This window comes from Erwinia amylovora (genome assembly GCF_017161565.1).
GTDB lineage: Bacteria > Pseudomonadota > Gammaproteobacteria > Enterobacterales > Enterobacteriaceae > Erwinia > Erwinia amylovora.
Genome location: NZ_CP066796.1, coordinates 2,491,991 through 2,514,673, shown reverse-complemented (window position 1 = coordinate 2,514,673; position 22,683 = coordinate 2,491,991). Strand labels below are relative to the sequence as shown.

The 22,683-nt window shown below is 58.2% G+C and carries 26 protein-coding genes; 19 read left to right on the top strand and 7 right to left on the bottom strand.

Features of this window, described 5'->3' with window-relative positions:
* The first annotated feature begins 37 nt into the window (after positions 1-37).
* Entirely contained in the window at positions 38-799 is a 762-nt protein-coding gene (mlaA, locus tag JGC47_RS11565; RefSeq protein ID WP_004158736.1) for a phospholipid-binding lipoprotein MlaA, read from the top strand.
* A gap of 61 nt (positions 800-860) precedes the next feature.
* Here the strand turns inward: mlaA and fadL are convergent, their stop codons facing one another.
* Positions 861-2,195 carry a long-chain fatty acid transporter FadL gene (fadL, locus tag JGC47_RS11560; protein WP_004158735.1) on the bottom strand — a complete coding sequence of 445 codons (1,335 nt, stop codon included), beginning with the start codon at positions 2,193-2,195 and terminating at the stop codon, positions 861-863.
* A 116-nt stretch (positions 2,196-2,311) separates the two neighbouring features.
* On the opposite strand from fadL, the gene JGC47_RS11555 reads away from it, so the two are divergent.
* The 5 genes from JGC47_RS11555 to sixA all read left to right on the top strand — a co-directional run bounded on the left by JGC47_RS11555 (position 2,312) and on the right by sixA (position 6,977).
* Entirely contained in the window at positions 2,312-2,500 is a 189-nt protein-coding gene (locus tag JGC47_RS11555; protein WP_004158731.1) for a hypothetical protein, read from the top strand.
* A gap of 75 nt (positions 2,501-2,575) precedes the next feature.
* On the top strand, positions 2,576-2,719 hold the full coding sequence (locus tag JGC47_RS11550) for a hypothetical protein (RefSeq protein ID WP_162010773.1): 144 nt from the start codon (positions 2,576-2,578) through the stop codon (positions 2,717-2,719).
* Between the two features lie 147 nt (positions 2,720-2,866).
* A complete protein-coding gene (fadI, locus tag JGC47_RS11545) occupies positions 2,867-4,177 on the top strand; it encodes an acetyl-CoA C-acyltransferase FadI (RefSeq protein WP_004158728.1) in 1,311 nt (436 codons plus the stop codon).
* Complete coding sequence (gene fadJ, locus JGC47_RS11540; protein WP_004158726.1) at positions 4,177-6,324, top strand: fatty acid oxidation complex subunit alpha FadJ; 2,148 nt, start codon at positions 4,177-4,179, stop codon at positions 6,322-6,324. The genes fadI and fadJ overlap by 1 nt, the downstream gene beginning before the upstream one ends.
* 170 nt (positions 6,325-6,494) lie before the next feature.
* Entirely contained in the window at positions 6,495-6,977 is a 483-nt protein-coding gene (gene sixA, locus JGC47_RS11535) for a phosphohistidine phosphatase SixA (protein WP_004158725.1), read from the top strand.
* 91 nt (positions 6,978-7,068) lie between these two features.
* Here the strand turns inward: sixA and smrB are convergent, their stop codons facing one another.
* Positions 7,069-7,620, bottom strand: coding sequence for an endonuclease SmrB (gene smrB / locus JGC47_RS11530; protein ID WP_004158721.1), 552 nt, complete (start codon positions 7,618-7,620; stop codon positions 7,069-7,071).
* 201 nt (positions 7,621-7,821) lie between these two features.
* Between smrB and prmB the strand changes: the two genes are divergently transcribed.
* From prmB to JGC47_RS11500, 6 genes are all read left to right on the top strand, one after another.
* Positions 7,822-8,754 (top strand): 50S ribosomal protein L3 N(5)-glutamine methyltransferase, encoded by a 933-nt coding sequence (prmB, locus tag JGC47_RS11525; protein ID WP_004158719.1) that lies wholly within the window; start codon positions 7,822-7,824, stop codon positions 8,752-8,754.
* 24 nt (positions 8,755-8,778) lie between these two features.
* Positions 8,779-9,864 (top strand): chorismate synthase, encoded by a 1,086-nt coding sequence (gene aroC, locus JGC47_RS11520; protein WP_004158718.1) that lies wholly within the window; start codon positions 8,779-8,781, stop codon positions 9,862-9,864.
* A 4-nt stretch (positions 9,865-9,868) separates the two neighbouring features.
* Complete coding sequence (gene mepA / locus JGC47_RS11515; RefSeq protein WP_004158717.1) at positions 9,869-10,687, top strand: penicillin-insensitive murein endopeptidase; 819 nt, start codon at positions 9,869-9,871, stop codon at positions 10,685-10,687.
* Positions 10,688-10,696: 9 nt separating this feature from the next.
* Complete coding sequence (locus JGC47_RS11510) at positions 10,697-11,494, top strand: sulfite exporter TauE/SafE family protein (protein WP_004158716.1); 798 nt, start codon at positions 10,697-10,699, stop codon at positions 11,492-11,494.
* Between the two features lie 88 nt (positions 11,495-11,582).
* The gene (locus tag JGC47_RS11505) at positions 11,583-12,131 is read left to right on the top strand and encodes an elongation factor P hydroxylase (protein ID WP_004158714.1); all 549 of its coding nucleotides are present in this window, start codon (positions 11,583-11,585) and stop codon (positions 12,129-12,131) included.
* 31 nt (positions 12,132-12,162) lie between these two features.
* Positions 12,163-12,444, top strand: coding sequence for a YfcL family protein (locus JGC47_RS11500; RefSeq protein ID WP_004158713.1), 282 nt, complete (start codon positions 12,163-12,165; stop codon positions 12,442-12,444).
* 123 nt (positions 12,445-12,567) lie between these two features.
* On the opposite strand, the gene mnmC is transcribed toward JGC47_RS11500, so the two are convergent.
* Positions 12,568-14,565, bottom strand: a complete 1,998-nt coding sequence (gene mnmC, locus JGC47_RS11495; protein ID WP_004158710.1) for a bifunctional tRNA (5-methylaminomethyl-2-thiouridine)(34)-methyltransferase MnmC2/FAD-dependent 5-carboxymethylaminomethyl-2-thiouridine(34) oxidoreductase MnmC1 — start codon at positions 14,563-14,565, stop codon at positions 12,568-12,570.
* A gap of 157 nt (positions 14,566-14,722) precedes the next feature.
* Between mnmC and fabB the strand changes: the two genes are divergently transcribed.
* Positions 14,723-15,946: a beta-ketoacyl-ACP synthase I gene (gene fabB, locus JGC47_RS11490; protein WP_004158709.1), complete on the top strand. Its 1,224-nt coding sequence runs from the start codon at positions 14,723-14,725 to the stop codon at positions 15,944-15,946.
* 244 nt (positions 15,947-16,190) lie between these two features.
* Here fabB and JGC47_RS17655 read toward each other — a convergent pair whose 3' ends face one another.
* Positions 16,191-16,337 carry a hypothetical protein gene (locus JGC47_RS17655; RefSeq protein ID WP_223386190.1) on the bottom strand — a complete coding sequence of 49 codons (147 nt, stop codon included), beginning with the start codon at positions 16,335-16,337 and terminating at the stop codon, positions 16,191-16,193.
* Here JGC47_RS17655 and JGC47_RS11485 point away from each other — a divergent pair.
* The 4 genes from JGC47_RS11485 (at position 16,336) to JGC47_RS11470 (ending at position 17,651) form a co-directional block, all read left to right on the top strand.
* Complete coding sequence (locus JGC47_RS11485) at positions 16,336-16,566, top strand: L-2,4-diaminobutyrate decarboxylase (protein WP_223386188.1); 231 nt, start codon at positions 16,336-16,338, stop codon at positions 16,564-16,566. The genes JGC47_RS17655 and JGC47_RS11485 overlap by 2 nt on opposite strands.
* Before the next feature lie 278 nt (positions 16,567-16,844).
* Complete coding sequence (locus tag JGC47_RS11480; protein ID WP_013034888.1) at positions 16,845-17,135, top strand: hypothetical protein; 291 nt, start codon at positions 16,845-16,847, stop codon at positions 17,133-17,135.
* A 161-nt stretch (positions 17,136-17,296) separates the two neighbouring features.
* Positions 17,297-17,524, top strand: coding sequence for a hypothetical protein (locus JGC47_RS11475; protein WP_004158703.1), 228 nt, complete (start codon positions 17,297-17,299; stop codon positions 17,522-17,524).
* Positions 17,511-17,651: a hypothetical protein gene (locus JGC47_RS11470; RefSeq protein ID WP_004158701.1), complete on the top strand. Its 141-nt coding sequence runs from the start codon at positions 17,511-17,513 to the stop codon at positions 17,649-17,651. Before JGC47_RS11475 ends, JGC47_RS11470 begins: the two co-directional genes overlap by 14 nt.
* Positions 17,652-17,702: 51 nt before the next feature.
* On the opposite strand, the gene pdxR is transcribed toward JGC47_RS11470, so the two are convergent.
* Complete coding sequence (pdxR, locus tag JGC47_RS11465; protein ID WP_004158700.1) at positions 17,703-19,133, bottom strand: MocR-like pyridoxine biosynthesis transcription factor PdxR; 1,431 nt, start codon at positions 19,131-19,133, stop codon at positions 17,703-17,705.
* Positions 19,134-19,223: 90 nt separating this feature from the next.
* On the opposite strand from pdxR, the gene JGC47_RS11460 reads away from it, so the two are divergent.
* Complete coding sequence (locus tag JGC47_RS11460) at positions 19,224-19,676, top strand: rhodanese-like domain-containing protein (protein WP_004158699.1); 453 nt, start codon at positions 19,224-19,226, stop codon at positions 19,674-19,676.
* Between the two features lies 1 nt (position 19,677).
* On the opposite strand, the gene flk is transcribed toward JGC47_RS11460, so the two are convergent.
* Together flk and JGC47_RS11450 are read right to left on the bottom strand one after the other, a co-directional pair.
* Entirely contained in the window at positions 19,678-20,715 is a 1,038-nt protein-coding gene (flk, locus tag JGC47_RS11455) for a flagella biosynthesis regulator Flk (RefSeq protein WP_004158697.1), read from the bottom strand.
* Between the two features lie 166 nt (positions 20,716-20,881).
* Entirely contained in the window at positions 20,882-21,760 is an 879-nt protein-coding gene (locus tag JGC47_RS11450) for a DMT family transporter (RefSeq protein WP_004158696.1), read from the bottom strand.
* Positions 21,761-21,861: 101 nt separating this feature from the next.
* Here JGC47_RS11450 and JGC47_RS11445 point away from each other — a divergent pair, with 101 nt between their 5' ends.
* Complete coding sequence (locus tag JGC47_RS11445; RefSeq protein WP_004158695.1) at positions 21,862-22,650, top strand: AraC family transcriptional regulator; 789 nt, start codon at positions 21,862-21,864, stop codon at positions 22,648-22,650.
* Positions 22,651-22,683: the final 33 nt, after the last annotated feature.

Below are 22,683 nucleotides of genomic sequence, written 5' to 3'. Positions count from 1 at the left end.
GGCGAGAATTCACAAAAAGCAGTACTGGGAGATAACTATGAACTATCGCCTGACGGGCTTAGCACTGGCAAGCGTACTGATGGTGGGCTGTGCCAGTTCACCAACGGCGGATGAACCAGCGGGGCATTCCGATCCGCTGGAAGGCTTCAACCGCACCATGTTCAATTTTAACTACAACGTGCTCGACCCGTATGTTGTACGTCCGGTGGCGGTAGCATGGCGTGATTATTTGCCGCTCCCTGCCCGTAACGGACTGAGCAATTTCACCAGTAACCTGGGTGAGCCTGCCTCAATGGTTAACTATTTCATTGAAGGGGAACCGTACAAGGCGATGGTTCACTTCAATCGCTTCTTCCTTAATACCCTGTTAGGGATGGGCGGACTGATTGACGTCGCAAGCATGGCCAACCCGAAACTGGCAAAAGAAGAGAACCGCGCTTTCGGCAGTACCCTCGGTCACTACGGCGTGGGTTACGGCACCTATGTTGAACTCCCGGGCTACGGTGGCTTTACGCCGCGTGAAAACGTGGGTGGCATGGTGGATTATATCTATCCGCCGCTTAGCTGGCTGACATGGTGGATGTCTGCCGGTAAGTGGGCAGTGGAAGGGATTGAAACCCGCGCCCAGCTGTTGGACTCGGATGCCATCGTCAGAAACTCAAACGATCCTTACGCGTTTATGCGCGCGGCCTACTTCCAGCATCACGATTTCCTGGCCAGTGACGGCAAGTTAATCCCGCAGGAAAATCCTAACGCCGCGGCGATCCAAGGCGATATTGGCAATATCGATGCGCAGTAACAGGCGTATAACAGAAAACCCCGCCAGGCGCGGGGTTTTTTCGGGTTAAGCCGGGATTGACTCAGAACTTATAGTTAAAGCTTGCGCCATACAACCAGGCTTTGCCGCTGGAATTAAAGACATAAGGTGTTGACTGACCATTCTGGCGACTGGCAACCGGATCGTTGCCCTCTTTAACGGTGACCCTCTGACCATGCATATAAGAGACGCCTACGTCAACTGAGGCATTTTCATTAAATGCATACGAGGTGCCGGCGCTTAACCACAGCCGATCCTGATCGGGGATGGAAATGGAGCGCTTACCAGCCGGAACCGGGCTGTCATCGAATGCAATACCGCTGCGGAAGGTCCAGTTTTTATCGTAGAAATAACTGGTTCCCAACGCGATGCGCCAGGCATCGTGGTAGCTTTCATCTTTATAGAACAGTTCCTGACCATTGCTGCCGGTGGCTTTCAACTGCTGGAACTGGCTCCAGCTGGTATAGGCCATGCTGTAATGTACCGCCCATTGAGGCGCGACCTTATGGTAACCGGACACTTCCCACATTTCCGGCAGATGCAGAGACAATGAACCGGGCACGGTATTACCGCCGGTCCCCGTCGGTAAGCCAAACTGAGAGCCAATCGCGTTATATGCCACCGGCACAGCGCTGCGATAATCTCCGTCAAAGTCAATTTTGACTTCCGATCGGTAGCTCAGGCCAAAGCGGTTATTATCGTCAACTTCGTACAGAGCGCCGGCATTCCAGCCATATCCCCACTCATCCCCTTTCAGATGGGCGATTTGAGTATCTGCTGGCGCAGCTGGCAGGCCGTAAGCGGGCAATAACGCCCCCAGTTCACCAATAGTGCGCTCAATTTTTGCCCGTGCGTATACGGCGTCAAGGCCGATACCAAAGCTAAAATGCCGGTTAAGGCGATAAGCAGTGCTCAAATTAAGGTTCATGGTCATCAGGTCGGTTTTGCCAGCAAACGGACCGCCCGCGTAGCCATCGTTAAATTCTGTCGCCAAACCATAATTGCTGGTAGCAGAAGCCCCCACCCACCAGCGGTCACTAAGAGGTTGCACATAGTGGATGTTGGGGACCCACTGCGTTGGGGCGATGTTATTGGCCCTCAGGCTGTTGGCGGAAGCGGACTGCCCGTCAACGTTGACATCAGGATCGATAAACACCGCGCCGATGGAAAACATCGGGCGATCCATTAATGCCATGGTTGCCGGGTTGCGGCTGGCGGAAGCCGCAGTATCTCCCATGGCGCCTTCGCCAGAATAAGCGCGCCCCAAACCAATGGTTGAGAATTCGTTTAGCTGGAAGCCAGCCGCTAAAGCATGGGAAGAAACTAACGCCACTGCCGCTGTGAGGGCAGATTTAGCAAGCAGGTTTTTATGGTTCATAACCACAACCTCATTATCTGATTATTATTAAGATCTGTTACCATAAGTAACAAAAAAAAGGGATTGTAGGGACTGGAACACGGCGAACAAATCAGACCAGTGCTGCCAGTATAGGTATGAGCAGTAAACAACTTGCAATATTGTTTTTTTCTTTGAGGCAAAATGATGTTGAAAAAGAGATCTGCTTAACAAAAAACTTACATCTGATGGCCATTCCTTTCCTGCAGAACGGTTTTGCAGCAAGCAAGCGTGTGATTTCTGTCACTCAAGCCCCTGACAAGCGCATACCCGTGAAGGCGAAATAAAGCCGGGCGTAAACTGACATCCTTACAAATTGAGCTGCCGCCTGAAAAGGCTGGTAGCCGCCAAAGGTACCACTGATGCCATCAAGCGTTGTCATACCGGGGAAACAGCAGCCTGCTGCGGTGGTGACGGTGGGTGCCAATCTGGATAACCCGACTGCACAGCCAGCTATAGCGCGCATTTCAGCAACAGCCACAGGCCATGCTTTGCCACCTGAGTGACAAAGCACGCGCGCAGGCAGCTGAACCGTGCTCGCTCCCGCACTTTTATCACCCTGCCGTGGCGTGCACAGGCATTCTGGTTAACACTGTTCGGGTTAAATCTCTCTGACAGTGATGCCATCTGGCAACGGGAAACAGGTGATAAACATGAGCAAGGTAATACCTCTGCTGACGCGTCAGGCCGACCGCATTGCTATCACCCACGGGTTACGCACCCCGTTTGCTCGCCAGGCGACGGCCTTCCACGGCATCCCGGCACTGGAGCTGGGGCGCATGGTGGTCAGTGAACTGTTGGCGCGTAGCGAAATCCCCACCGGGGTTATTGAACAACTGGTTTTCGGTCAGGTGGTACAGATGCCGGAAGCGCCCAATATTGCCCGTGAAATCGTGCTTGCCAGCGCCCTGAGCGCCCACACGGACGCTTACAGCGTCAGCCGCGCCTGTGCCACCAGCTTCCAGGCAGTGGTAAACGTGGCGGAAAGCCTGATGGCCGGTACCATTAAGGCGGGGATTGCCGGAGGGGCGGATTCGTCATCGGTGCTGCCGATTGGCGTCAGCAAAAAACTGGCGCGACTGCTGGTTGACGTTAGCAAAGCGCGTAGCCTGGGCCAAAAACTAAAGCTGTGCAGCCAGCTGCGCCCACGCGACCTGCTGCCGATAGCGCCAGCGGTGGCCGAATACTCCACCGGGTTGCGCATGGGCGATAGCGCTGAACAGATGGCGAAAAGTCACGGCATCACGCGTGAACAGCAGGACGTGCTGGCTTTGCGCTCTCATCAACACGCCGCCAGCGCCTGGCAGCGGGGCTTGTTGAGTGATGAGGTGATGATTGCCTGTGTGCCGCCGTGGAAACAGCCGTTTGAACAGGATAACAACGTGCGTGCTGATTCCACCCTGCAAGATTATGCACGTCTGCGCCCGGCGTTTGACCGCCGCCACGGCACGGTAACCGCCGCTAACAGTACGCCGCTAACCGACGGCGCGGCGGCGGTGATCATGATGACGGAATCGTGCGCCAGGCAGCTGGATATCACGCCACTTGGCTATCTGCGCAGCTATGCTTTCTGCGCCATTGATGTCCGTCAGGACATGCTGCTGGGGCCAGCGTATGCCGCGCCGCTGGCGCTGGATCGCGCCGGGATTACACTCGCCGATTTGCGATTGATTGACATGCACGAAGCCTTCGCGGCACAAACCCTGGCAAACCTGAAGATGTTTGCCGATGAGCGCTTTGCCCGTGAGGTGCTCAATCGTTCACGCGCCCTGGGAGAGGTTGATCCTGACCGGTTTAACGTGCTGGGCGGTTCTATCGCCTTTGGCCATCCGTTTGCCGCTACCGGGGCGCGAATGATTACTCAGACGCTGAACGAGCTGGGTCGTCGCGGTGGCGGGCTGGGGCTGGTGACCGCTTGCGCCGCCGGTGGGCTGGGGGCGGCGATGGTTCTGGAGGTTGAATAATGGATCTGCCATCTGCATTGAGCCTTACCTTGCGCCCGGATCGGGTCGGCGTTATCACCATCGATGTGCCGCATGAAAAGGTCAACACGCTGAAAGTCGAATTTGCCGCCGATATTCTGGCGCTTGTCCGGCAGGCGCGGGCGAACCCGCATCTGGCCGGGCTGGTACTGATTTCGGCTAAGCCTGACAGCTTTATTGTTGGGGCGGATATCAGCACGATCGCCGCTTGCCACCATGCACAGCAGGCGACCGCATTGGCTCAGGCCGGGCAAAAGGCGATGGCGGAGATAGCCGCACTGCCGTTCCCGGTCGTTGCGGCTATCCACGGTGCCTGCCTCGGCGGCGGCCTTGAACTGGCGCTGGCTTGCCATCGCCGCGTCTGTTCGCTGGATGATAAAACCCGGCTTGGCTTACCGGAAGTGCAGCTCGGCCTGCTGCCGGGTTCCGGCGGGACGCAGCGTCTGCCGCGCCTGACTGGCATCCGCGTGGCGTTAGAGATGATGTTGACGGGTAAAACGCTGGATGCCCGTAGCGCATTACGCTGCGGGCTGGTGGACGAGACGGTCGATCACGCCATTCTGCTGGACGCGGCAGTGCAGCTGGCGCTAAAGCCGCTCACTACCGCGCCGCGTCCCTCTCTGAGCGAACGGCTGTTGACCAGCGCGCCCGGCCGCGCGGTGCTGTTTACGCTGGCACAGCGCCGGACGCGGTCGCAAACCCACGGCAACTATCCGGCGGCGGAAAAAATTCTCAGCGTGGTGCGCTGCGGGCTGACGCCGGGCGGCAGCGGCTATTCAGCTGAAGCACAGGCGTTTGGTGAACTGGTGATGACCCCGCAGTCTGCCGCGCTGCGCAGCCTGTTTTTCGCCACCACTGGGTTAAAAAAAGCGCACTTTGGTGTTGAACCCCATGAACTGAAACGCATTGGCGTACTGGGCGGTGGCCTGATGGGCGGCGGTATTGCCTGCATAACCGCTACTCGTGCCGGGTTGCCGGTGCGCATCAAAGACATCAATGCCAACGGCATTAACCATGCGCTGAAAACCAGCTGGCAGACGCTGACCAGCGCGGTGGATCGCCGCCGCCTGAGCGCGGCACAGCGCCAGCAGCAGATGGCCTTTATCACCGGCGGCACCGATTATCAGGGCTTCCGCCAGTGCGATATGGTAATCGAAGCGGTATTCGAAGACCTGGCGCTGAAGCAAAAAATGGTGGCGGAAATTGAAGCGAACTGCAGCGCCCATACGCTGTTTGCCTCTAACACCTCTTCTTTGCCCATAGCCGACATTGCCGCCGCCGCGCAGCGGCCTGAGAACGTCATCGGCCTGCATTATTTCAGCCCACCGGAGAAAATGCCGCTGGTTGAAGTGATCCCTCATGCCGGCACCTCTGCCCAGGCCATCGCCACCGCGGTGATGCTGGCACGAAAACAGGGCAAGACGCCAATCGTGGTGGCCGACCGGGCGGGCTTCTACGTCAACCGCATTCTGGCACCCTATATCATCGAAGCGCTGCACTGTCTGCGCGAAGGCGAACCGGTTGAATATATCGACCGGGCGCTGGTGCAGTTTGGTTTTCCCCTTGGCCCGTTACAGCTGCTGGATGAGGTCGGGCTGGATGTCGGTACGCATATTATGCCGATCCTGCAACACGCATGGGGCGAACGCTTCTCGCTGCCGGCGGGGCTGGAAGCGCTATGGCAGGATGGGCGTAAAGGCCGCAAAAACGGGCGTGGGTTCTATCTGTACCCGCAAAAAGGCGGTAAAAAGCGCGTCGACAGCACGCTGTACCGCCTGCTGCCGGTCAGGGTGAAACATCATCTTGGCGCAGAGCCTGTTTCCCGCCGCTGTGTGATGATGCTGCTGAACGAGGCGGCACGCACGCTGGGTGAGCAGGGGATCGCCAGCGCGCGCGATGGCGATATCGGCGCGGTAATGGGTATCGGTTTTCCCCCTTTCTTCGGCGGGCCGTTCCGCTATATGGACCAGCTGGGCAGCGTTGAAGTGGTTAATTGTTTAACGCAGCTAATGCAACAGCACGGGCCACGTTTTACCCCTTGCTCCCTGCTGCAAAAAATGGCGGCTGAAGGCAAAACCTTTTACCAAAGCGACGTTAAATCTGACAAACCTGCTGATTCAGCTGGTTAGATTCATCGCTGCGGAAAGTGGATCGCGGGGGCGGTGACATCTGGCGCTCATTAAGTAAACAATCGGTTGACTCACGTCAAGGCATTGGGGTACAACACAGCGTTCATTCTCAGAATGAAGAGTCGGATGGCGTTGCCCCCGGCGTTTATGTTTAACAACAGCGGTGCTATATGCAAGTTTTCATAATGCGTCACGGCGATGCTGCTTTAGAAGCAGCAAGTGATTCGGTCAGGCCTCTGACTCACTGCGGCAGTGAAGAAACGCGTCAGATGGCGACGTGGCTAAACGGTCAGTCTGTGGATATTGAGCGGGTTTTGGTCAGCCCTTATCTGCGCGCACAGCAGACGCTAAGCGCAGTGCGTGAGGCGCTACCCCTGCCCGACGGTGCGGATGTGCTGCCGGAGCTGACGCCGGGTGGCGACCCGGAGCAGGTGGCATGTTACCTGCATGCGTTGGCTAACGAAGGGGTAAAATCGGCGCTGGTGATCTCTCATCTGCCGCTGGTGGGCTATCTGGTGACAGAACTTTGCCCACAGGAAACGCCGCCGATGTTTGCGACTTCGGCCATCGCCTGTGTTGATTTTGATGCGGCTAACTCGGCGGGCGAGCTGGAATGGCAGGTTTCGCCGGCAAAACTGGCTAAGGCTATCTGACGGCATTGCGGGGCGCCCCCTAAGGGTGCCCCGCGTATAATATGTCGGAAATCAGGCACAATAACGCCGCGTCATTTATCGCCGGCAAAGCCTAAGGCAGCTGCGGCGGCTGCCACTCTTCCACTTCAATCAACACCAGCAGCGCGGCGTCTCCGCCGAACGGTTTAGGTGCCTGATGAAAAGCCATCACCCACGGATGCTGTGCCAGCCACAGCGGCGTCTGTTGCTTGAGAATATGCTTGCCGTGACCGTGCATCACGCTGGCGCAGAAGATGTGTTCGCGGCGGCAGGCAGCAATCAGCGCGCCCAGTTCCTGTTTCGCCTGCTGCTGCGTCAGACCATGCAGGTCGAGAAAAATCTCTGGCGTATAATCCCCCCGGCGTAGTTTTTTTAGCTCATAGTGGCTGACGTCACGGCGTGCATAGCGAACAGCGCCCTCGCTGGCCAGCAGCGGTTGAAACTCATCGGAAAAATAGTGGCTGGCGTCGACCTGTTCAGACAGCAGGCGTTTCACCGGTATCTGATTCATTTTTTTGCGCGGCGGCCTGTGGACAATCGTATCCTGAGCCAGCTGACGCGTGCCGCTCATCAGCCCGCGAAACAATGCCTTTTCTTCCGCACTGAGCTTCTCTTTTTTACTCATTTCTGGCAATCGCTATTCTGTGAAGGCTGAATTATCGGATAGCTCACTTCGCTATTCCCTCAATTTGATACTGTAAGTCTACCTTTTCCTCCTCTCAGGCTAAAACAAATCTCAGTTTTTTCACCCCCTCTGCGCTGAATTATTGCCGGCTTCGTGGCAAACTAGCGCCCGGGTTTCACAGAACGGCCTGCGGAGGGCACCTTGGACAAAATTTTTGTCGATGAAGCAGTCAATGAGCTGCACACTATTCAGGATATGTTGCGCTGGTCGGTCAGCCGCTTTGCTGCCGCTGATATCTGGTACGGTCACGGCACCGATAATCCCTGGGACGAAGCCGTCCAGCTGGTGCTTCCCACGCTCTATTTGCCGCTGGATATTCCGGAGGATATGCGTACTGCGCGTCTCACCCTGAGCGAGCGCCAGCGCATCGTTGAGCGCGTGATCCGCCGGGTTAATGAACGTATTCCGGTGGCTTACCTTACCAATAAAGCCTGGTTCTGTGGGCACGAATTCTACGTCGATGAGCGCGTGCTGGTACCACGCTCGCCGATCGGCGAACTGATTAACCAGCATTTTGCCGGCATTATCGGCCACCAGCCGCAGCACATTCTGGATATGTGCACCGGCAGCGGCTGCATCGCCATAGCCTGTGCCTGGGCTTTCCCGCAAGCCGAGGTCGACGCGGTGGATATCTCCGGCGATGCGCTGGCGGTCACCGAGCAGAATATCAGCGCGCACGGTCTGGAACAGCATGTGACGCCAATCCGCTGTGACCTGTTCCGCGAATTACCGAAAACTCAGTATGACCTGATTGTCACCAATCCGCCGTACGTTGATGCTGATGATATGGATGACCTGCCGAATGAGTACCGCCACGAGCCGGAACTGGGGCTGGCGGCGGGCAACGATGGCCTGACGCTGGCGCGGCGTATTCTGGGCTGTGCAGCAGATTATCTGAGCGAGCAGGGGGTACTGATCTGCGAAGTGGGTAACAGCATGGTGCACCTTATCAACCAGTACCCGGATGTGCCGTTCACCTGGCTGGAATTTGAAAATGGCGGTGATGGCGTATTTATGCTGACCAGACAGCAACTGATCGACGCGCAACATCACTTTACAATGTACAAAGATTGAGACTGAATTTCGCGAGGAGCCAGCATGGCGGGTAATACCATTGGACAACTATTCCGGGTCACGACGTTTGGTGAATCCCACGGCATCGCTCTTGGCTGCATCGTTGATGGCGTTCCACCGGGCATTCCACTGACCGAAGACGATTTGCAGCACGATCTTGATCGACGTCGCCCGGGCACTTCACGCTATACCACTCCGCGTCGCGAGCCGGACCGGGTGAAGATCCTCTCCGGGGTGTTCGAAGGACGTACCACCGGAACCAGCATTGGACTGCTGATCGAAAATACCGATCAGCGCTCGCAGGATTACGGTGCGATAAAAGAACTCTATCGTCCCGGTCATGCAGATTTCACCTACGATGGTAAATACGGATTTCGCGACTATCGTGGCGGTGGCCGCTCTTCAGCCCGTGAAACGGCGATGCGCGTGGCGGCCGGAGCGATTGCCAAAAAATACCTGGATATGAAGCACGGCATCAAAGTACGCGGCTATCTGGCACAGATGGGTGACGTAGTTTGCGAGTTGAAAGACTGGCAGCAGGTGGAGCAGAACCCGTTTTTCAGCCCGGATGTGGACAAGCTGGATGCGCTGGATGAACTGATGCGCGCATTGAAGAAAGAGGGCGATTCCATCGGTGCCAAAGTGGCAGTGGTGGCGGAAAACGTCCCGGTTGGCCTTGGTGAACCGGTATTCGACCGTCTGGATGCCGATCTGGCCCATGCGCTGATGAGTATCAATGCCGTTAAGGGCGTTGAAATCGGTGATGGTTTCGCCGTGGTTAACCAGCGCGGCAGTGAGCATCGCGATGAAATTCGGGCCAACGGTTTCCAGAGCAATCATGCGGGCGGCATTCTTGGTGGTATCAGCAGTGGCCAGACGGTAACCGCCAACCTGGCGATGAAGCCGACCTCCAGCATTACCGTACCGGGTAAAACCATTAACCGCAGCGGTGAAGAAGTGGAGATGGTCACTAAAGGCCGTCACGACCCTTGTGTCGGCATCCGCGCGGTGCCCATCGCTGAAGCGATGATGGCCATTGTGCTGATGGATCATCTGTTGCGTCATCGTGGGCAAAACGCTGACGTTCACGCCGATACGCCACGCGGGTAACACCATGAAAAAGATGCTGGCAGCGCTGTTGCTTTGCGCCACCACGGTTCGGGCTGCTACGCCGTGGCAGACCGTCTACCAGCCCGTTAGCGGTGCACCGCAGTCGATAGGCGGTTTTGCTAACGGCTGTATCATCGGCGCGCAGCCGCTGCCGCTGGATGCGGCGGGTTATCAGGTGATGCGCAGCGACCAGCGTCGTTTTTTTGGTCATCCTGACCTGATCGCCTTTATTCTGCGTTTCACCAACCGTACCGATCGGCTGGGGCTGGGGGAAGTGCTGATCGGGGATATGGGCATGGCGGCAGGCGGGCGCTTCAGCAGCGGCCACGCCAGCCATCAGTCCGGCCTTGATGTCGATATCTGGTTGCAGCTGCCGAAACGGCGCTGGACTCAGCAGATGCTGCTCAAACCCCAGCCGCTGGATCTGGTGGCCACCGACGGAAAAAACGTGGTGGCACGTCACTGGCAGCCGGAAATTGGCAGCCTGATCAAACTGGCGGCGCAGGACAGCGACGTCACGCGCATTTTCGTAAACCCGGCGATTAAACAGCAGCTGTGTGCGGATGCCGGAAGCGATCGCGGCTGGCTGCGTAAAGTGCGGCCGTGGTTCCAGCACCGTGCGCATATGCACGTACGCTTGCGCTGTCCGGCGGGCAGCCTGCAGTGTGAAGAGCAGCCCGTGCCGCCGCCCGGCGACGGTTGTGGAACCGAACTGCAAAGCTGGTTTGCGCCGCCAAAACCGGGCAGCACGCCGCCGGTGAAGCGTGAACCGCCTCCGCTGCCGCCGGCCTGTCAGGCGCTGCTGGATAACCATCAACTGTAAGGCATTGACATGGAATGGCTTAGCGTTGCGCCTGGCTTACTGGGCGTGCTGTTTCTCGTGGCGTTACTGGCGGGTTTTATCGATTCGATTGCCGGCGGCGGCGGGCTGTTAACGGTTCCCGCCCTGCTGGCAGCGGGGCTTTCCCCGGCCCAGGCGCTGGCAACCAATAAACTGCAATCGGTAGGCGGATCGTTTTCCGCCAGCCTGTACTTTATTCGCCGTAAAGCGGTGAACTTACGCGAACAGCGGCTAAATATTGCGTTGACCTTCGTCGGTTCTCTTGCTGGCGCATTGCTGGTTCAGCATGTGCGGGGGGACATTCTGCGCCAGCTGTTACCGCTGCTGGTGATTGCCATCGGGCTTTACTTCCTGTTGATGCCGCGCATTGGCGAAGAGGATCGCCAGCGCCGTCTGCACGGCCTGCCGTTTGCGCTGGTCGCGGGCGGCTGCGTGGGTTTCTATGACGGCTTCTTTGGTCCGGGGGCGGGATCGTTCTATGCGCTGGCCTTTGTCACCCTGTGCGGCTATAACCTGGCGAAATCAACGGCGCATGCCAAAGTGCTGAACTTCACCTCTAACCTCGGCGGCCTGCTGCTGTTTATGCTGGGCGGCAAGGTGGTGTGGCTGGTCGGGCTGGTGATGCTGGCAGGCCAGGTTTGCGGCGCGCGTCTCGGAGCCAGAATGGTGTTGAGTAAAGGCCAGAAGCTGATCCGCCCGATGATTGTTATTGTCTCGGCGGTGATGAGCGCCAAACTGCTGTATGACAGCCACGGTGCAGAACTGGCCGCATGGATCCATGCGCTGTGACGGTCGGGCTGTGCCGCAGAATAGTGCTCGAAACGCGGCGGGCAAAATGCGACAATTGCGCGCTTTTTTTACTTGACGACAGACGGCTATGAGTACGCAACATCACTACCAGGACCTGATCGACATCTTCGATCGCTGCTTTATGGGTGAATTCAACACCCGCCTGATTAAGGGCGACGACGAGCCGATCTATCTTCCGGCAGATGACCGTTCTCCGTGGCATCGGGTGGTGTTTGCCCACGGCTATTATGCCAGCGGGCTGCATGAAATATCTCACTGGTGCATTGCCGGTGAGGCGCGTCGTAAGCTGGTGGACTTCGGCTACTGGTACTGCCCGGACGGACGCGATGCGGCTACCCAGCACCAGTTTGAAGCGGTGGAGATCAAGCCGCAGGCGCTGGAGTGGCTATTCAGTGCTGCCGCCGGCTTTCCCTTCAACGTAAGTTGTGACAACCTTGAAGGGGATTGTGAGCCGGATCGCATCGCGTTTCAGCGCAAGGTTTATGCCCAGGTGATGGACTACCTGCAAAAAGGCATTCCTGCACGCCCGGCGCGGCTGATTGCTGAACTTCGCTCGTTTTACTCAACTCCACCGCTGACGGCAGCACAGTTTCCCTGGCCGGAAGATCTGTGTTAAGCGCGGAGCGAATCGTTTACAGAGGAAATTTATGATCGATGAATTCGAGGCGCGCATTCTGGGCCTGATTGATGACATGGTGGATCACGCCAGTGATGACGAGCTTTTCGCGGGCGGCTATTTGCGTGGTCACTTAACGCTGGCGGTCGCCGAGCTGGAGCTGACCGGCGAACATACCCCGGAAGCATTGCAGATTCAGGTGCAAAGAAGCCTGCAAAATGCGATTCAGGCCGGGGAACTGTCACCGCGCGACCAGGCGCTGGTGATCGGCATGTGGGACAATCTGTTCCTTAAAGCGCGTCAGGCTTCCTGATCCTTGCCTTATTCGGGGGCGGCTTAGCGGCTGCCCTCTAACGCTGATGTCACGTCCGCAACCCCCCCGCCCATCCTGTGTCAGTTGCTACCTGCCACACGTCAGCGCAAGACATCTCCTCAGTCAGCCCAACGGCCTGCCTTTTATCAGCTTGCGTATCCAAAAGCGATTGGGGCTGGTGGCCGCCAGCGTGGCGCGATCCAGCGGGATTGGCTCCGCGCACAGCTGCGCTGCCAGTACTTCCGCCGCTAAAGGCCCGCTGCACAGGCCACGCGACCCCAACGCGCCCAGCACATACAGCCCTTCATATACCGGTGCAGGCCGGGCCAGTTGCTGCTGCGCCAGGTCAGCGTACTGCTCAAGCGTGGCGGCGTAGTCCGGTAATGCGCCAATCATTGGCAGATGGTCGCGGGTGGTAGCTCGCACTCCGCAGCGTGCCTGTTCGCCGCTAATATCGATCTGACCGGGCCACCGTGCCGTGGGCAGGCAACGCATCAGCCGCTCACGGTTTTCCTGCTGATCGTCGGCGCGGTAGCTGGTGCTGTCGTCGCCACGGTGATAGCTGGCGCCGATGCAGTGCTGCCGGGATCGCGCGCTGGCCGGGGTGAGATAGCCGTCATAGCACAGCACCTGCTTCAACGCCGCCAGCGTGCCGTTGGTCGGCACATGACTGACCTGGCCGCCAGCCGCACTGACCGGCAGTTTTTCACTCTGTGCAAATGCCGCCAGGCGATGACCGGTGGCCAGCACCATATTACGGTGCGTGGTTGCTGGCTGCAGGGTGAAGTTCAGCAGCCAGCCATCCTCATGCGGCGTCAGCTGCACAATTTCATGCTGCCAGTGCAGGACTGCCCCCTGCTGTTCAGCCAGCTGCCACAGGGCGCTGGTCAGCTCGGCGGGGGAGAGCCAGCCGCCCCGGGGATAGGTAATGCCGCCGCAGCCGGTTTCCACTCCGCACAGCGCTTCGGCTTCCTTTGTGTTCACCCCCAGCGCCAGGGTGGCTGGCAGCCCCATCTGCAGCATCTTGCTGATTTTCTCCGCGCTCTTTTTATCCCAGGCCAGCTGGGTAACGCCGCACCACTGGTGTTCAAAGGTGATGCTTAACTGGTCATACAGGCGACGGGCAAAGGTAAATGCGGCTGGGAAAAACTGCGCCAGCGCCGGGTCGTGCTGATTGAGCAACGGATATAACGCGGCCTGGCGATTACCGGAAGCCCCCTGTGCCGGACCGGCATCGGCACAGTAGAGCGTGACTTTTTTTCCGCGTCGCAGCAGCGCCAGCGCCAGCAGCGCACTGGCGATACCACCGCCTGCAATGGCGATGTCATCGCCATCGGCAGCGGGGCGGGCGTACCACGGCGTTCGGGGTTGCGTGCTGACTGACTCAGGCAAACGGCCCGTCAGCATCTCGCGTTTTTCCCCAAAGCCTTTACGTTTGTTCATCTCAAACCCGGCCTGTTGCAGGCCGCGCCGCACAAATCCGGCAGCGGTAAAGGTCGCCAGCGTCGCGCCGGGGCGCGCCAGCCGTGCCATGCAGTCAAACAGCCCGGCGGTCCACATATCCGGATTCTTCGCCGGTGCAAAACCATCCAGCAGCCAGGCGTCGACCTGCTGATTCAGCGTGTCGTCAAAAGTGTGAATAAGTTGGTTAACATCACCAAACCACAAATCGAGCGTAATGCGCCCGCCGTTGAGCAGCAGACGGTGGCAGCCCGGCAGCGCTTCAGGCCACTGTTGAAGCAGCTTGCTGGCCCAGGGAGCCAGCTGCGGCCAGCTGGCATGTGCCGCTGCCAGATCGCTGGCATTCAGGGGAAACTTCTCGCAGCTGATAAAATGTAAACGCTGTAGCCGGGCATCAGGCTGCTGTTGATGGAAATGGTCAAATGCCTGCCAGAGCGCGAGAAAATTCAACCCGGTACCAAATCCGGTCTCGGCGGCAACAAACAGGCTGCGCGGATGGCTGGAAAAGCGGTCCGGCAGGCCGTTACCGTCGAGAAACACGTATTGCGTTTCTGCAAGACCATTCTGGTTAGAAAAATAGACGTCATCGAACGCTCGAGACACAGGTGTACCGCGTTCATTCCAGCTTAGTTCTGCATAATTTATTGCGGCGATTTTCACGACAAAGGCTCATTGATCGGGCAGTGGCGGGATTTTAACGATGAGATTGCCCCTACGCAAATTTACACAGTAATAAGCTGATCGGACTTGTTCGGCGTACAACTGTAAGCTAAAGTGTTTCCCGAATCCTATATTAAAGAAGTGGAAGAGGTATTGAATGAAACGTGCTGTGATTACTGGCTTAGGGATCGTTTCCAGTATTGGTAATAATCAGGAAGAGGTTCTGGCATCATTGCGTGCAGGGCGCTCCGGTATTACCTTCTCGCAGGAGCTGAAAGATTCCGGCATGCGTAGTCACGTCTGGGGTAATGTTAAATTATCTAAAGAAGACATTGCAGCGCGTATCGACCGCAAAATGCTGCGCTTTATGAGCGATGCGTCTGCTTATGCTTTCCTTTCCATGCAGCAAGCGGTGCAAGACTCAGGCTTAACTGAAGAGCAATATCAGAATAATCCGCGCGTGGGGCTGGTTGCCGGTTCCGGCGGCGGCTCTCCGTTCTACCAGGCGGCCAGCGTGGATGGTATGCGTGCCAAAGGTCTGCGTGGCGTTGGCCCCTATATGGTGACCAAAGCGATGGCGTCCGGCGTTTCAGCCTGCCTGGCCACACCGTTCAAAATTCAGGGCGTTAACTATTCCATCAGCTCTGCCTGTGCGACATCCGCGCACTGCATCGGCAACGCCGTTGAACAGATCCAACTGGGTAAACAGGACATCGTTTTTGCCGGCGGTGGCGAAGAGCTGTGCTGGGAAATGTCCTGTGAGTTCGACGCGATGGGCGCACTGTCGACCAAATACAACGAAACGCCGGAAAAAGCCTCCCGCACCTACGATACCGCGCGCGATGGTTTTGTCATTGCCGGTGGCGGTGGCATGGTAGTGGTCGAAGAGCTGGAGCACGCGCTGGCGCGCGGTGCTCATATCTATGCTGAAGTGGTTGGCTACGGCGCAACCTCTGACGGCGCTGATATGGTGGCACCATCGGGCGAAGGCGCAATGCGCTGCATGCGTATGGCGATGGAAGGCCTGGACACGCCAATCGACTACCTGAACACCCACGGTACCTCAACGCCGGTGGGTGATGTGAAAGAGCTGGGCGCCATTCGTGCAGTGTTCCCGGGCAAAACCCCGGCGATGTCAGCCACCAAGGCGATGACCGGTCACTCACTGGGGGCCGCTGGCGTGCAGGAAGCGATCTACACGCTGCTGATGCTGGAGCACGGTTTCATGGCACCAAGCATTAACATTGATGAATTGGATCCGGCGGCTGAAGGTTTTGATATCGTCACCGAGCCAACTGAGCGCCCGCTGACTACCGTGATGTCTAACAGCTTCGGCTTCGGTGGTACCAACGCCACCCTGGTGATGCGCAAGCTGGCCTGACCCTTTCACGGGGAGGGGGCGAATCCGTCGTCCCCTCTGTTCTTCCCGCACCACGGGTTGCGGCCTTTGCGGCAGCCTGCCAATCGCTGTCCTCTCCCGACTTAAAGCTCGCCTGTCGCTCACCGATCCCGCTTTGACCGCCGATCGTCAGATCGGCCTGATCCCCGTCTAATAGTAAGTAAAATCAAACCTTAATATGAATGGGCTATTAAGGTGTCATGGCCTTATGATCCCTGTGAGGGCATTAGCTGCTGGCTTCGTGCGCCGCCAGTTGCCATCCCTCTTTGCCATTCCGTGGGATGGCCCAGCCAGTAATGCTGAATTGCCCGACGAGGTGGCGCTCTACTTTCGGAGCGATCCGCCCGCAGTCAGGGCACTTTCTATTTAACATGGTAACAGTTCCGGGCCTGCAGGCCATTGCCGCCACATGGCTGACAACTGCCTGTAACGCCAACAGCCTGATGGACGTTTTTGCCGGCGAGTCACTGCTCTTTGAACAGAAGGTGGCCCGCTGCATCGTGCGCTGGGCCGGCTGGCCACAGGCGATGGGCATCTCTCGCAGCGGTGGTAAACTCACCTTCAGGTACGCCATCAAATCAGCTAAGCCGCATCGCACCTGAATCGTTACGTGCAGGACTGCCAGGCGAACTGGTGATGTAGTGCAGCGAAGGGACGCATTACTGCGTAGTGCATGCTGCCAGCCCGCCGGGATCAGGTTCCGACAATTGTCTGCGCGTGCCCGGCGGCGACAGACGCATATGCTGTCGCGCCTTGCTACGCATTATCCACCCACAACACGCTCGTGGGCGTCAGGTCGCAGCCATTGTCAGCTGCGGTGGAACCACCATTAATTCAACTGTGAAAATACGCAACAATAGCCGAAATCACCGAACTGTTGGTGCGTGAGCATAATTTGCAGCAACGTCCGTGGCTGCACCTGGACAGCCTGACCGGCTGGCTGTATTCGAGCCTGCTCAACGTCAGTGAGGAACGGCGGCGGTCTGTGATCCCCGATGCGCGTAGCAGCGATCGCCTTACTGCGGTGCGGCAGCGTCTGCAGGGTTTACACGGGTGTGATTCACCCGGCGTGGATTTTCACAAAAATGGCCTTCGCCCGTATGCCAGCAGCGTCTTTATTACCCGCGATCGGCATTTTATGGAGCTGCCCGGCGATGGTCATTACCCCTGAGGCGAGTCGGATTTCCGGTCGGGCAAATTTTGTGCCTGCCGCTAAGCCTCTGAAAACTCGCGATCGGAGCAGGGATCCTTGCCGCCTGGATCAATCTGCGTCGGCTGGGACGCGCGGGCTACGCAGACTATCCTGTCAGTCTGCATCAGGCGCGCAACCCGTTGGTCGATGCGCCTGAGCATCACGGCCTGTTCCGGGTGCTGAACCAGGCAAGTCCCGGTTGGGAAATGGTCTTTGAAGCACCGTTTGCCCCTGACCTGATTGCGCTGGCCCCGTGCGTACAGGATCTGGCGCAGCGCTTTATGCTGCCATGCGGGGATCGGGTCAATGCGGGTGACGATCTGCCGCTGTTCGGCATCGTACCGGGCTATCAGATTGAACAACGCTAAAGCCGTCACCACCGGCTATCTTCTCTATCCCATGCGGCAACGCCGTGATGGCAGGTGGGATGAAACGGTGGCGCTGATTGCCGCACAGTTTGAACGTTCACACGCGCATGCGCGCGCAGCAGCCTGAGCCAGCAACCGTGGCGTTTGCAAAACCCATCCGCCGATCTGCGAGTGGGCATTAAAGGCGGCAAAGCCGGGCGAGTTTATTCACCGCCTGCACCAGCTCGTCAGGCTGCAATGCCGAAAAACCGAGCAGCCAGCCTGCACGCGCAGGCTGCTGGCGATACAGCGGCGACAGGCGCGGCAGCAATAGCCCGTGCCGTAATGCCTGTCGGGTCAACTGCTGTTCATCCCCGGTGTTCAAAGCTACCGTTAGCTGTAACCCTCCCTGGTGCGGAAACAGGCTGAGGCGATGCGCCAGTTTATCGTTCAGCTCGTCAATCAGGAGATTACGGCGGCTGGCATACAGCTGGCGCATCAGGCGCAGATGGGCAGCAAAGTGACCATGCTGGATAAAGTCAGCGGTTACGGCCTGCATCAGCTGCGCGCTGTGACCATCCATCAGGCTACGCTGGCGGCGTAACGGATCGACCAGGGCATCCGGCACCACCAGATAAGCCAGCCGCAGCGAAGGGAACAGGACTTTGGAAAACGTGCCAATGTATAGCACGCGCGCCCGCTCCTCCAGTCCCTGTAGCGCCGGCAGAGGCCGCCCGTCGTAGTGGAACTCGCTGTCGTAATCATCCTCAATCAGCCAGCACTGGTTACGGCGGGCGAAATCAAGCCATGCCAGCCGCCGTTGGCCACTGAGCGTGCAGCCGGTGGGATACTGGTGAGAAGGGGTGAGATACACCAGGCGCGGCGCGGCAGTACGGCCAATTATCGCCCCCTGTTGGTCGGTGGCAATGGCACACACTTCTGCCCCAGCGCTGTGAAAGGCGTGATAAGCGCCGGGATAGCCCGGGTCCTCCATCCATACCCGATCGCCCTGGTCGCAGAGTAGCAGGGCGATCATCTGCAGCGCCTGCTGTGAACTGGTGACAATCACCACCTGGTCTGCCGTACAGCGCACTCCGCGTGACTGGCCAAGGTAATGTGCCACCGCCTGGCGTAGCGCCGGCAGCCCCAACGGGTCGCCGTAACCCATTAGCGACTCACCGCCAGACGCCAGGCGCTGTTGCGTCAGACGCCGCCACAGGTGTTGCGGAAAGGCGCGCAGATCGGGGGAGCCAGCGGCAAAAGCCTGAGGAAACGGCGGATCGTCACAGCCCCCTTTTGCGATAATCCTCTGACCGCGTGCTGATAACACCGGTATCGGCGCGGGCAGGCTGCGGCGCACCGTGCGTCCGGGAAAGAGGGCAACGAATGTTCCTTTGCCGCTGTGGCGCGACAGATAGCCTTCGCTCTCAAGCTGGCCATAAGCAGCCTCAATGGTGACCCGCGACAGGGAAAGATCGCTGGCCAGCAGCCGCGATGATGGCAGGCGCGTTCCCGCCGCTAAGGTGCCGCTGGCGATGGCCTGACGCAGCATGGCGCACACTCTGGCGCGCAGCGTGGCGGCAGGCTGCGTGTTGAACAAGGTGAGGAAAGGGACGTTGGTTTGCGCCATATGGGTCTTATCAGGGTGGCTGAATGGGTCTTATGATTAAGACCTTGTCCGCTTATGATAGCAACACACAATACATATCAGGAGTTCCTTATGAGTGACTTTTCTGCGGTATTACAATTTCCCCCTCCTTCTCCACGACACAGTGAGGCATGGCTCGCGGAAAAGCTGGCTTACTATGCCGATGCCTGGGATGTGGCGCAGGACATGACAAACGCCGTAGCAGAGATTGTGGTGATTGATACGCGCTCACCGCAGCAGTATCACGCCGGACATATTTGTGGTGCCATCAGTTTTCCTCATCGCACGATGGATGCCACCACTCTGGCGCTACTGGATCGTGACAAAGTGTATATCACTTATTGCGACGGCATCGGCTGTAACGGCTCTACCAGGGGGGCGTGGAAGCTGGCAGCCGCAGGGTTTAAGGTGAAAGAACTGATTGGCGGGCTGGATTTCTGGCGGCGCGATCAGCATCCGATCACGCAAGGGGATGAACCAGGCCGCTGGCCTGAAGCGACCACGCAGCCCGACTGCGGCTGCTGAATTACAACAGCATCCACAGCACCAGCCCCAGCAGGATGAACGCCGCAAAGGCGGTCAATACTGGCCGGCTGGCCAGCGGTTGCAGCACTGGCGGCAGCGCCCCCCAGACTGGCATAGCAATCGGTTTTGGCTGCAGTGTACTGTCGGCAACGGGTTGCTCCAGCAGGCGCTCGGCGCGGCGGCTGAACAGCAAATTTAGCAGATCCTGTATCTGCGTTGCACTGAGCACCGTCTGTGGCGTGGCGTTAAAACGCTGCTGGCTGTAATCCTCCAGCAGCCGCTGTTCGCCGGTGTCCAGTGGCTGCTTCAGCGTGGCGGTCAGCTGTGACAGCGAAGAAGTCGCGTGCTGCGTAACAATCTGGCTGGCCTGCAAATACTGGTTCAGCAACGGGAACAAGCGCGATGGGATCGGGTCGCCGCTGTGCAAATTGACCACTTTCAGCAGTGACGCCCATAGTTTGACCGGCTGTTCCCCGGTGGCAGCAGCAAGACGCGAAATTTGCTGATTGAGGGCATGATGTTCCGCTGGCAGCAGCGTGCGATCGGTCGCATGGCCTTGCTGTGGCAGGGGAATGGCCATCTGGCCGTTTTGCAACATGGTCAATACCTGACGCAGCTGATCCGGGTTAAGCGAACTGAGCACCGTGTGACCAAACTGCTGGCGGATGAAATCGCTGACCGCCTGACGGTTATTACCTGTAGGCAGCAGGTCGCTTAGCTGTTGCAGCAGCTGGCGCGTGGCGTGGCTGTCCTGTACCTGTGCCAGGCGGATATTAAGAAACTGTTCGGCCTGGGGAAAGTGACGAGCCTGAAGCCCGGCATCGTTTTTCACGCCTATTTCATGGCGCAACCCGGCCCACAGCTCGGCAGATTTCAGCGAGCTGAGCGAGATGATCTTGACGATAAGACGTTCCAGCGTGGTGCGCTGTGCTGGCGTTAACGGCCGATCGCCTGCACCGGGGCGTACAGTGGCGGATTGGGTATCAATCGCCGGGCGATCGCCGGGTAACGGCGTACCGGGGCCGCTTAATGGTTGCATGGCGAAGTCCTTCAGTCAGAGTCAACGTCCGGGGCGCACCGGAGCAAACGGGTAATCCGCTATGATAACAATCCCGCCCGGCGATAGGTAGAGGAAGGCGCAGCATTCGCCCCGTTTGCCGCAATTTATTTTATCGTGATGAGGATTGACTGCCGGGCGCAGAAGATCAACGGCGTCCGCTCAATGGTATGCGCAGACGCTGTGCCAAAATCACTCCCGCCAGTGCGATACCTCCGCCGATAAAATGGTAGCTGTGCAGCGCCTCATGCAGGAACCCTACTGCAATAACAGCGGTGAAAATGGGCACCAGGTTCATATACATGCTGGTGCTGCTGGCTCCCAGACGCATCACGCCCTGGATCCACAGGAAGGGGGCAATGACCGATGCCGGTATCGCGGCAAACAGCACCAGGGGAAGATTATGTGCATTGAGCGACACATCAGGAGCCAGCAGGAAAACGGGCGTCAGTAACAATACGCCGAAGAAAATCTGCATCCACAAACTCTGCCAGTCAGGCAGCGCGATTGCCCAGCGCCTGGTCAGCACGCCATACAGCGCGTAGGAGGTTGAAGCCGCAAACATCATCATCTCGCCTTTACCCAGCCCGTGGATCAGTAATTGTGCCGGGTCACCCCGGCTGACCAGCCATACCAGCCCGCAAAACGACAGCAGGCTGCCGAGCAGGATGCCACGCGTCGGAGCCAGGCGCATCACCACGACGCTCAGCAGCACGGTAAGCAGCGGTATCAGGGCGGCAATAATCCCCATAAACAGGGCGCTCACGCTGTGGGCGGCGTAGTAAGCCAGGCTTTGGTACATCACCATGCCTAACAATCCCAGCACCAACAGCCGCCACCAGGATTGTTTAATCTGCTGGCGATGACGCCAGACGCCGGGCAGGGCAAACGGGGATAATACCAGCAGCGCCAGCAGCCAGCGATAAAAGGAGATGGCCGCCGGATCTATTGCTGAAGCAGACAGTTTGCTGACGATGGCGTTGACTGACCAGATCAGCACGGCCAGCAGCGGAAAGAGACAATTCATCAGGGGGTTCTCAAATAGCCAGGAGGAGTGGGCCAGTTTATACTTGTCATATTCAAAACAGATAACGAAAACCAGACAATATTGCCCGTCAGGCAGACAAGATGATAAATCAGCTGACTTATACCGCACCTACGGATGCCGAACGGCTGCGGATCTTCTTCCGCTACGAGCAGGCGAATGCCCGCACCGGCTATCTACCGCACCAGCATCGCTGGGGACAGGTTGTTTTTGTCACCTGCAACGTGCTGGAGATGCAGGTCGAAGGGGAACGCCTGTTGACGCCCCCCGGGCTGCCCATCTGGATCCCGCCTGGCCACCAGCATGCCAGTTACAATCATAAGCAGGCGCATTTTCGTACGCTGAATATCGCTGAAGAGTTTTGCCACGGTCTGCCGCAGCGGGCGTGCCTGTTGCGCGTCGGTCCGGTGGTGCATGCGATAATCGAGGATTGTGCCGCGCGCGAACTGTTGGTGCCGCAAAGTGAACAGGATTTACGCCTGTGCGCAGTGCTGTTGGACAAGCTGTGCGAGGCGCAAAGCCAGCAAAGTTATTTGCCCTCCACCGCTGACAAAATGCTGGCTCCGGTGTTAAAGGCGCTGGAGCACAATCCGGCGGATAACACCACGCTGGCGCAGTGGGCGCAACGCGTGTTTACCAGCGAACGTACGCTATCCCGGCGCTGTCAGGCGCTGTTGGGAATGTCGTTCAGCGAGTGGCGGCAGCGTCTGCGCTTTCTGCATGCCATTTCTCTGCTGGAGCAGGGGAAGAGTGTGCAGGAGGTGGCGCTCGATCTTGGATACAACTCGGCGTCGGCGCTGATCGTCATGTTTCAGCAGCAGTCGGGCACCACGCCGGAGCGCTACCGTAGCCGGGTATCCGGCAGCCATTAGCCAGGCGGATAGGGTGCTGACATGAGGGAAGCC

Coding starts and splice junctions, on each gene's coding strand:
- mlaA (WP_004158736.1), top strand. CDS start 38: ATGAACTATCGCCTGACGGGCTTAGCACTGGCAAGCGTACTGATGGTG.
- fadL (WP_004158735.1), bottom strand. CDS start 2,195: ATGAACCATAAAAACCTGCTTGCTAAATCTGCCCTCACAGCGGCAGTG.
- JGC47_RS11555 (WP_004158731.1), top strand. CDS start 2,312: ATGAGCAGTAAACAACTTGCAATATTGTTTTTTTCTTTGAGGCAAAAT.
- JGC47_RS11550 (WP_162010773.1), top strand. CDS start 2,576: ATGCCATCAAGCGTTGTCATACCGGGGAAACAGCAGCCTGCTGCGGTG.
- fadI (WP_004158728.1), top strand. CDS start 2,867: ATGAGCAAGGTAATACCTCTGCTGACGCGTCAGGCCGACCGCATTGCT.
- fadJ (WP_004158726.1), top strand. CDS start 4,177: ATGGATCTGCCATCTGCATTGAGCCTTACCTTGCGCCCGGATCGGGTC.
- sixA (WP_004158725.1), top strand. CDS start 6,495: ATGCAAGTTTTCATAATGCGTCACGGCGATGCTGCTTTAGAAGCAGCA.
- smrB (WP_004158721.1), bottom strand. CDS start 7,620: ATGAGTAAAAAAGAGAAGCTCAGTGCGGAAGAAAAGGCATTGTTTCGC.
- aroC (WP_004158718.1), top strand. CDS start 8,779: ATGGCGGGTAATACCATTGGACAACTATTCCGGGTCACGACGTTTGGT.
- mepA (WP_004158717.1), top strand. CDS start 9,869: ATGAAAAAGATGCTGGCAGCGCTGTTGCTTTGCGCCACCACGGTTCGG.
- JGC47_RS11510 (WP_004158716.1), top strand. CDS start 10,697: ATGGAATGGCTTAGCGTTGCGCCTGGCTTACTGGGCGTGCTGTTTCTC.
- JGC47_RS11505 (WP_004158714.1), top strand. CDS start 11,583: ATGAGTACGCAACATCACTACCAGGACCTGATCGACATCTTCGATCGC.
- JGC47_RS11500 (WP_004158713.1), top strand. CDS start 12,163: ATGATCGATGAATTCGAGGCGCGCATTCTGGGCCTGATTGATGACATG.
- fabB (WP_004158709.1), top strand. CDS start 14,723: ATGAAACGTGCTGTGATTACTGGCTTAGGGATCGTTTCCAGTATTGGT.
- JGC47_RS11485 (WP_223386188.1), top strand. CDS start 16,336: ATGGTAACAGTTCCGGGCCTGCAGGCCATTGCCGCCACATGGCTGACA.
- JGC47_RS17655 (WP_223386190.1), bottom strand. CDS start 16,337: ATGTTAAATAGAAAGTGCCCTGACTGCGGGCGGATCGCTCCGAAAGTA.
- pdxR (WP_004158700.1), bottom strand. CDS start 19,133: ATGGCGCAAACCAACGTCCCTTTCCTCACCTTGTTCAACACGCAGCCT.
- JGC47_RS11460 (WP_004158699.1), top strand. CDS start 19,224: ATGAGTGACTTTTCTGCGGTATTACAATTTCCCCCTCCTTCTCCACGA.
- flk (WP_004158697.1), bottom strand. CDS start 20,715: ATGCAACCATTAAGCGGCCCCGGTACGCCGTTACCCGGCGATCGCCCG.
- JGC47_RS11450 (WP_004158696.1), bottom strand. CDS start 21,760: ATGAATTGTCTCTTTCCGCTGCTGGCCGTGCTGATCTGGTCAGTCAAC.
- JGC47_RS11445 (WP_004158695.1), top strand. CDS start 21,862: ATGATAAATCAGCTGACTTATACCGCACCTACGGATGCCGAACGGCTG.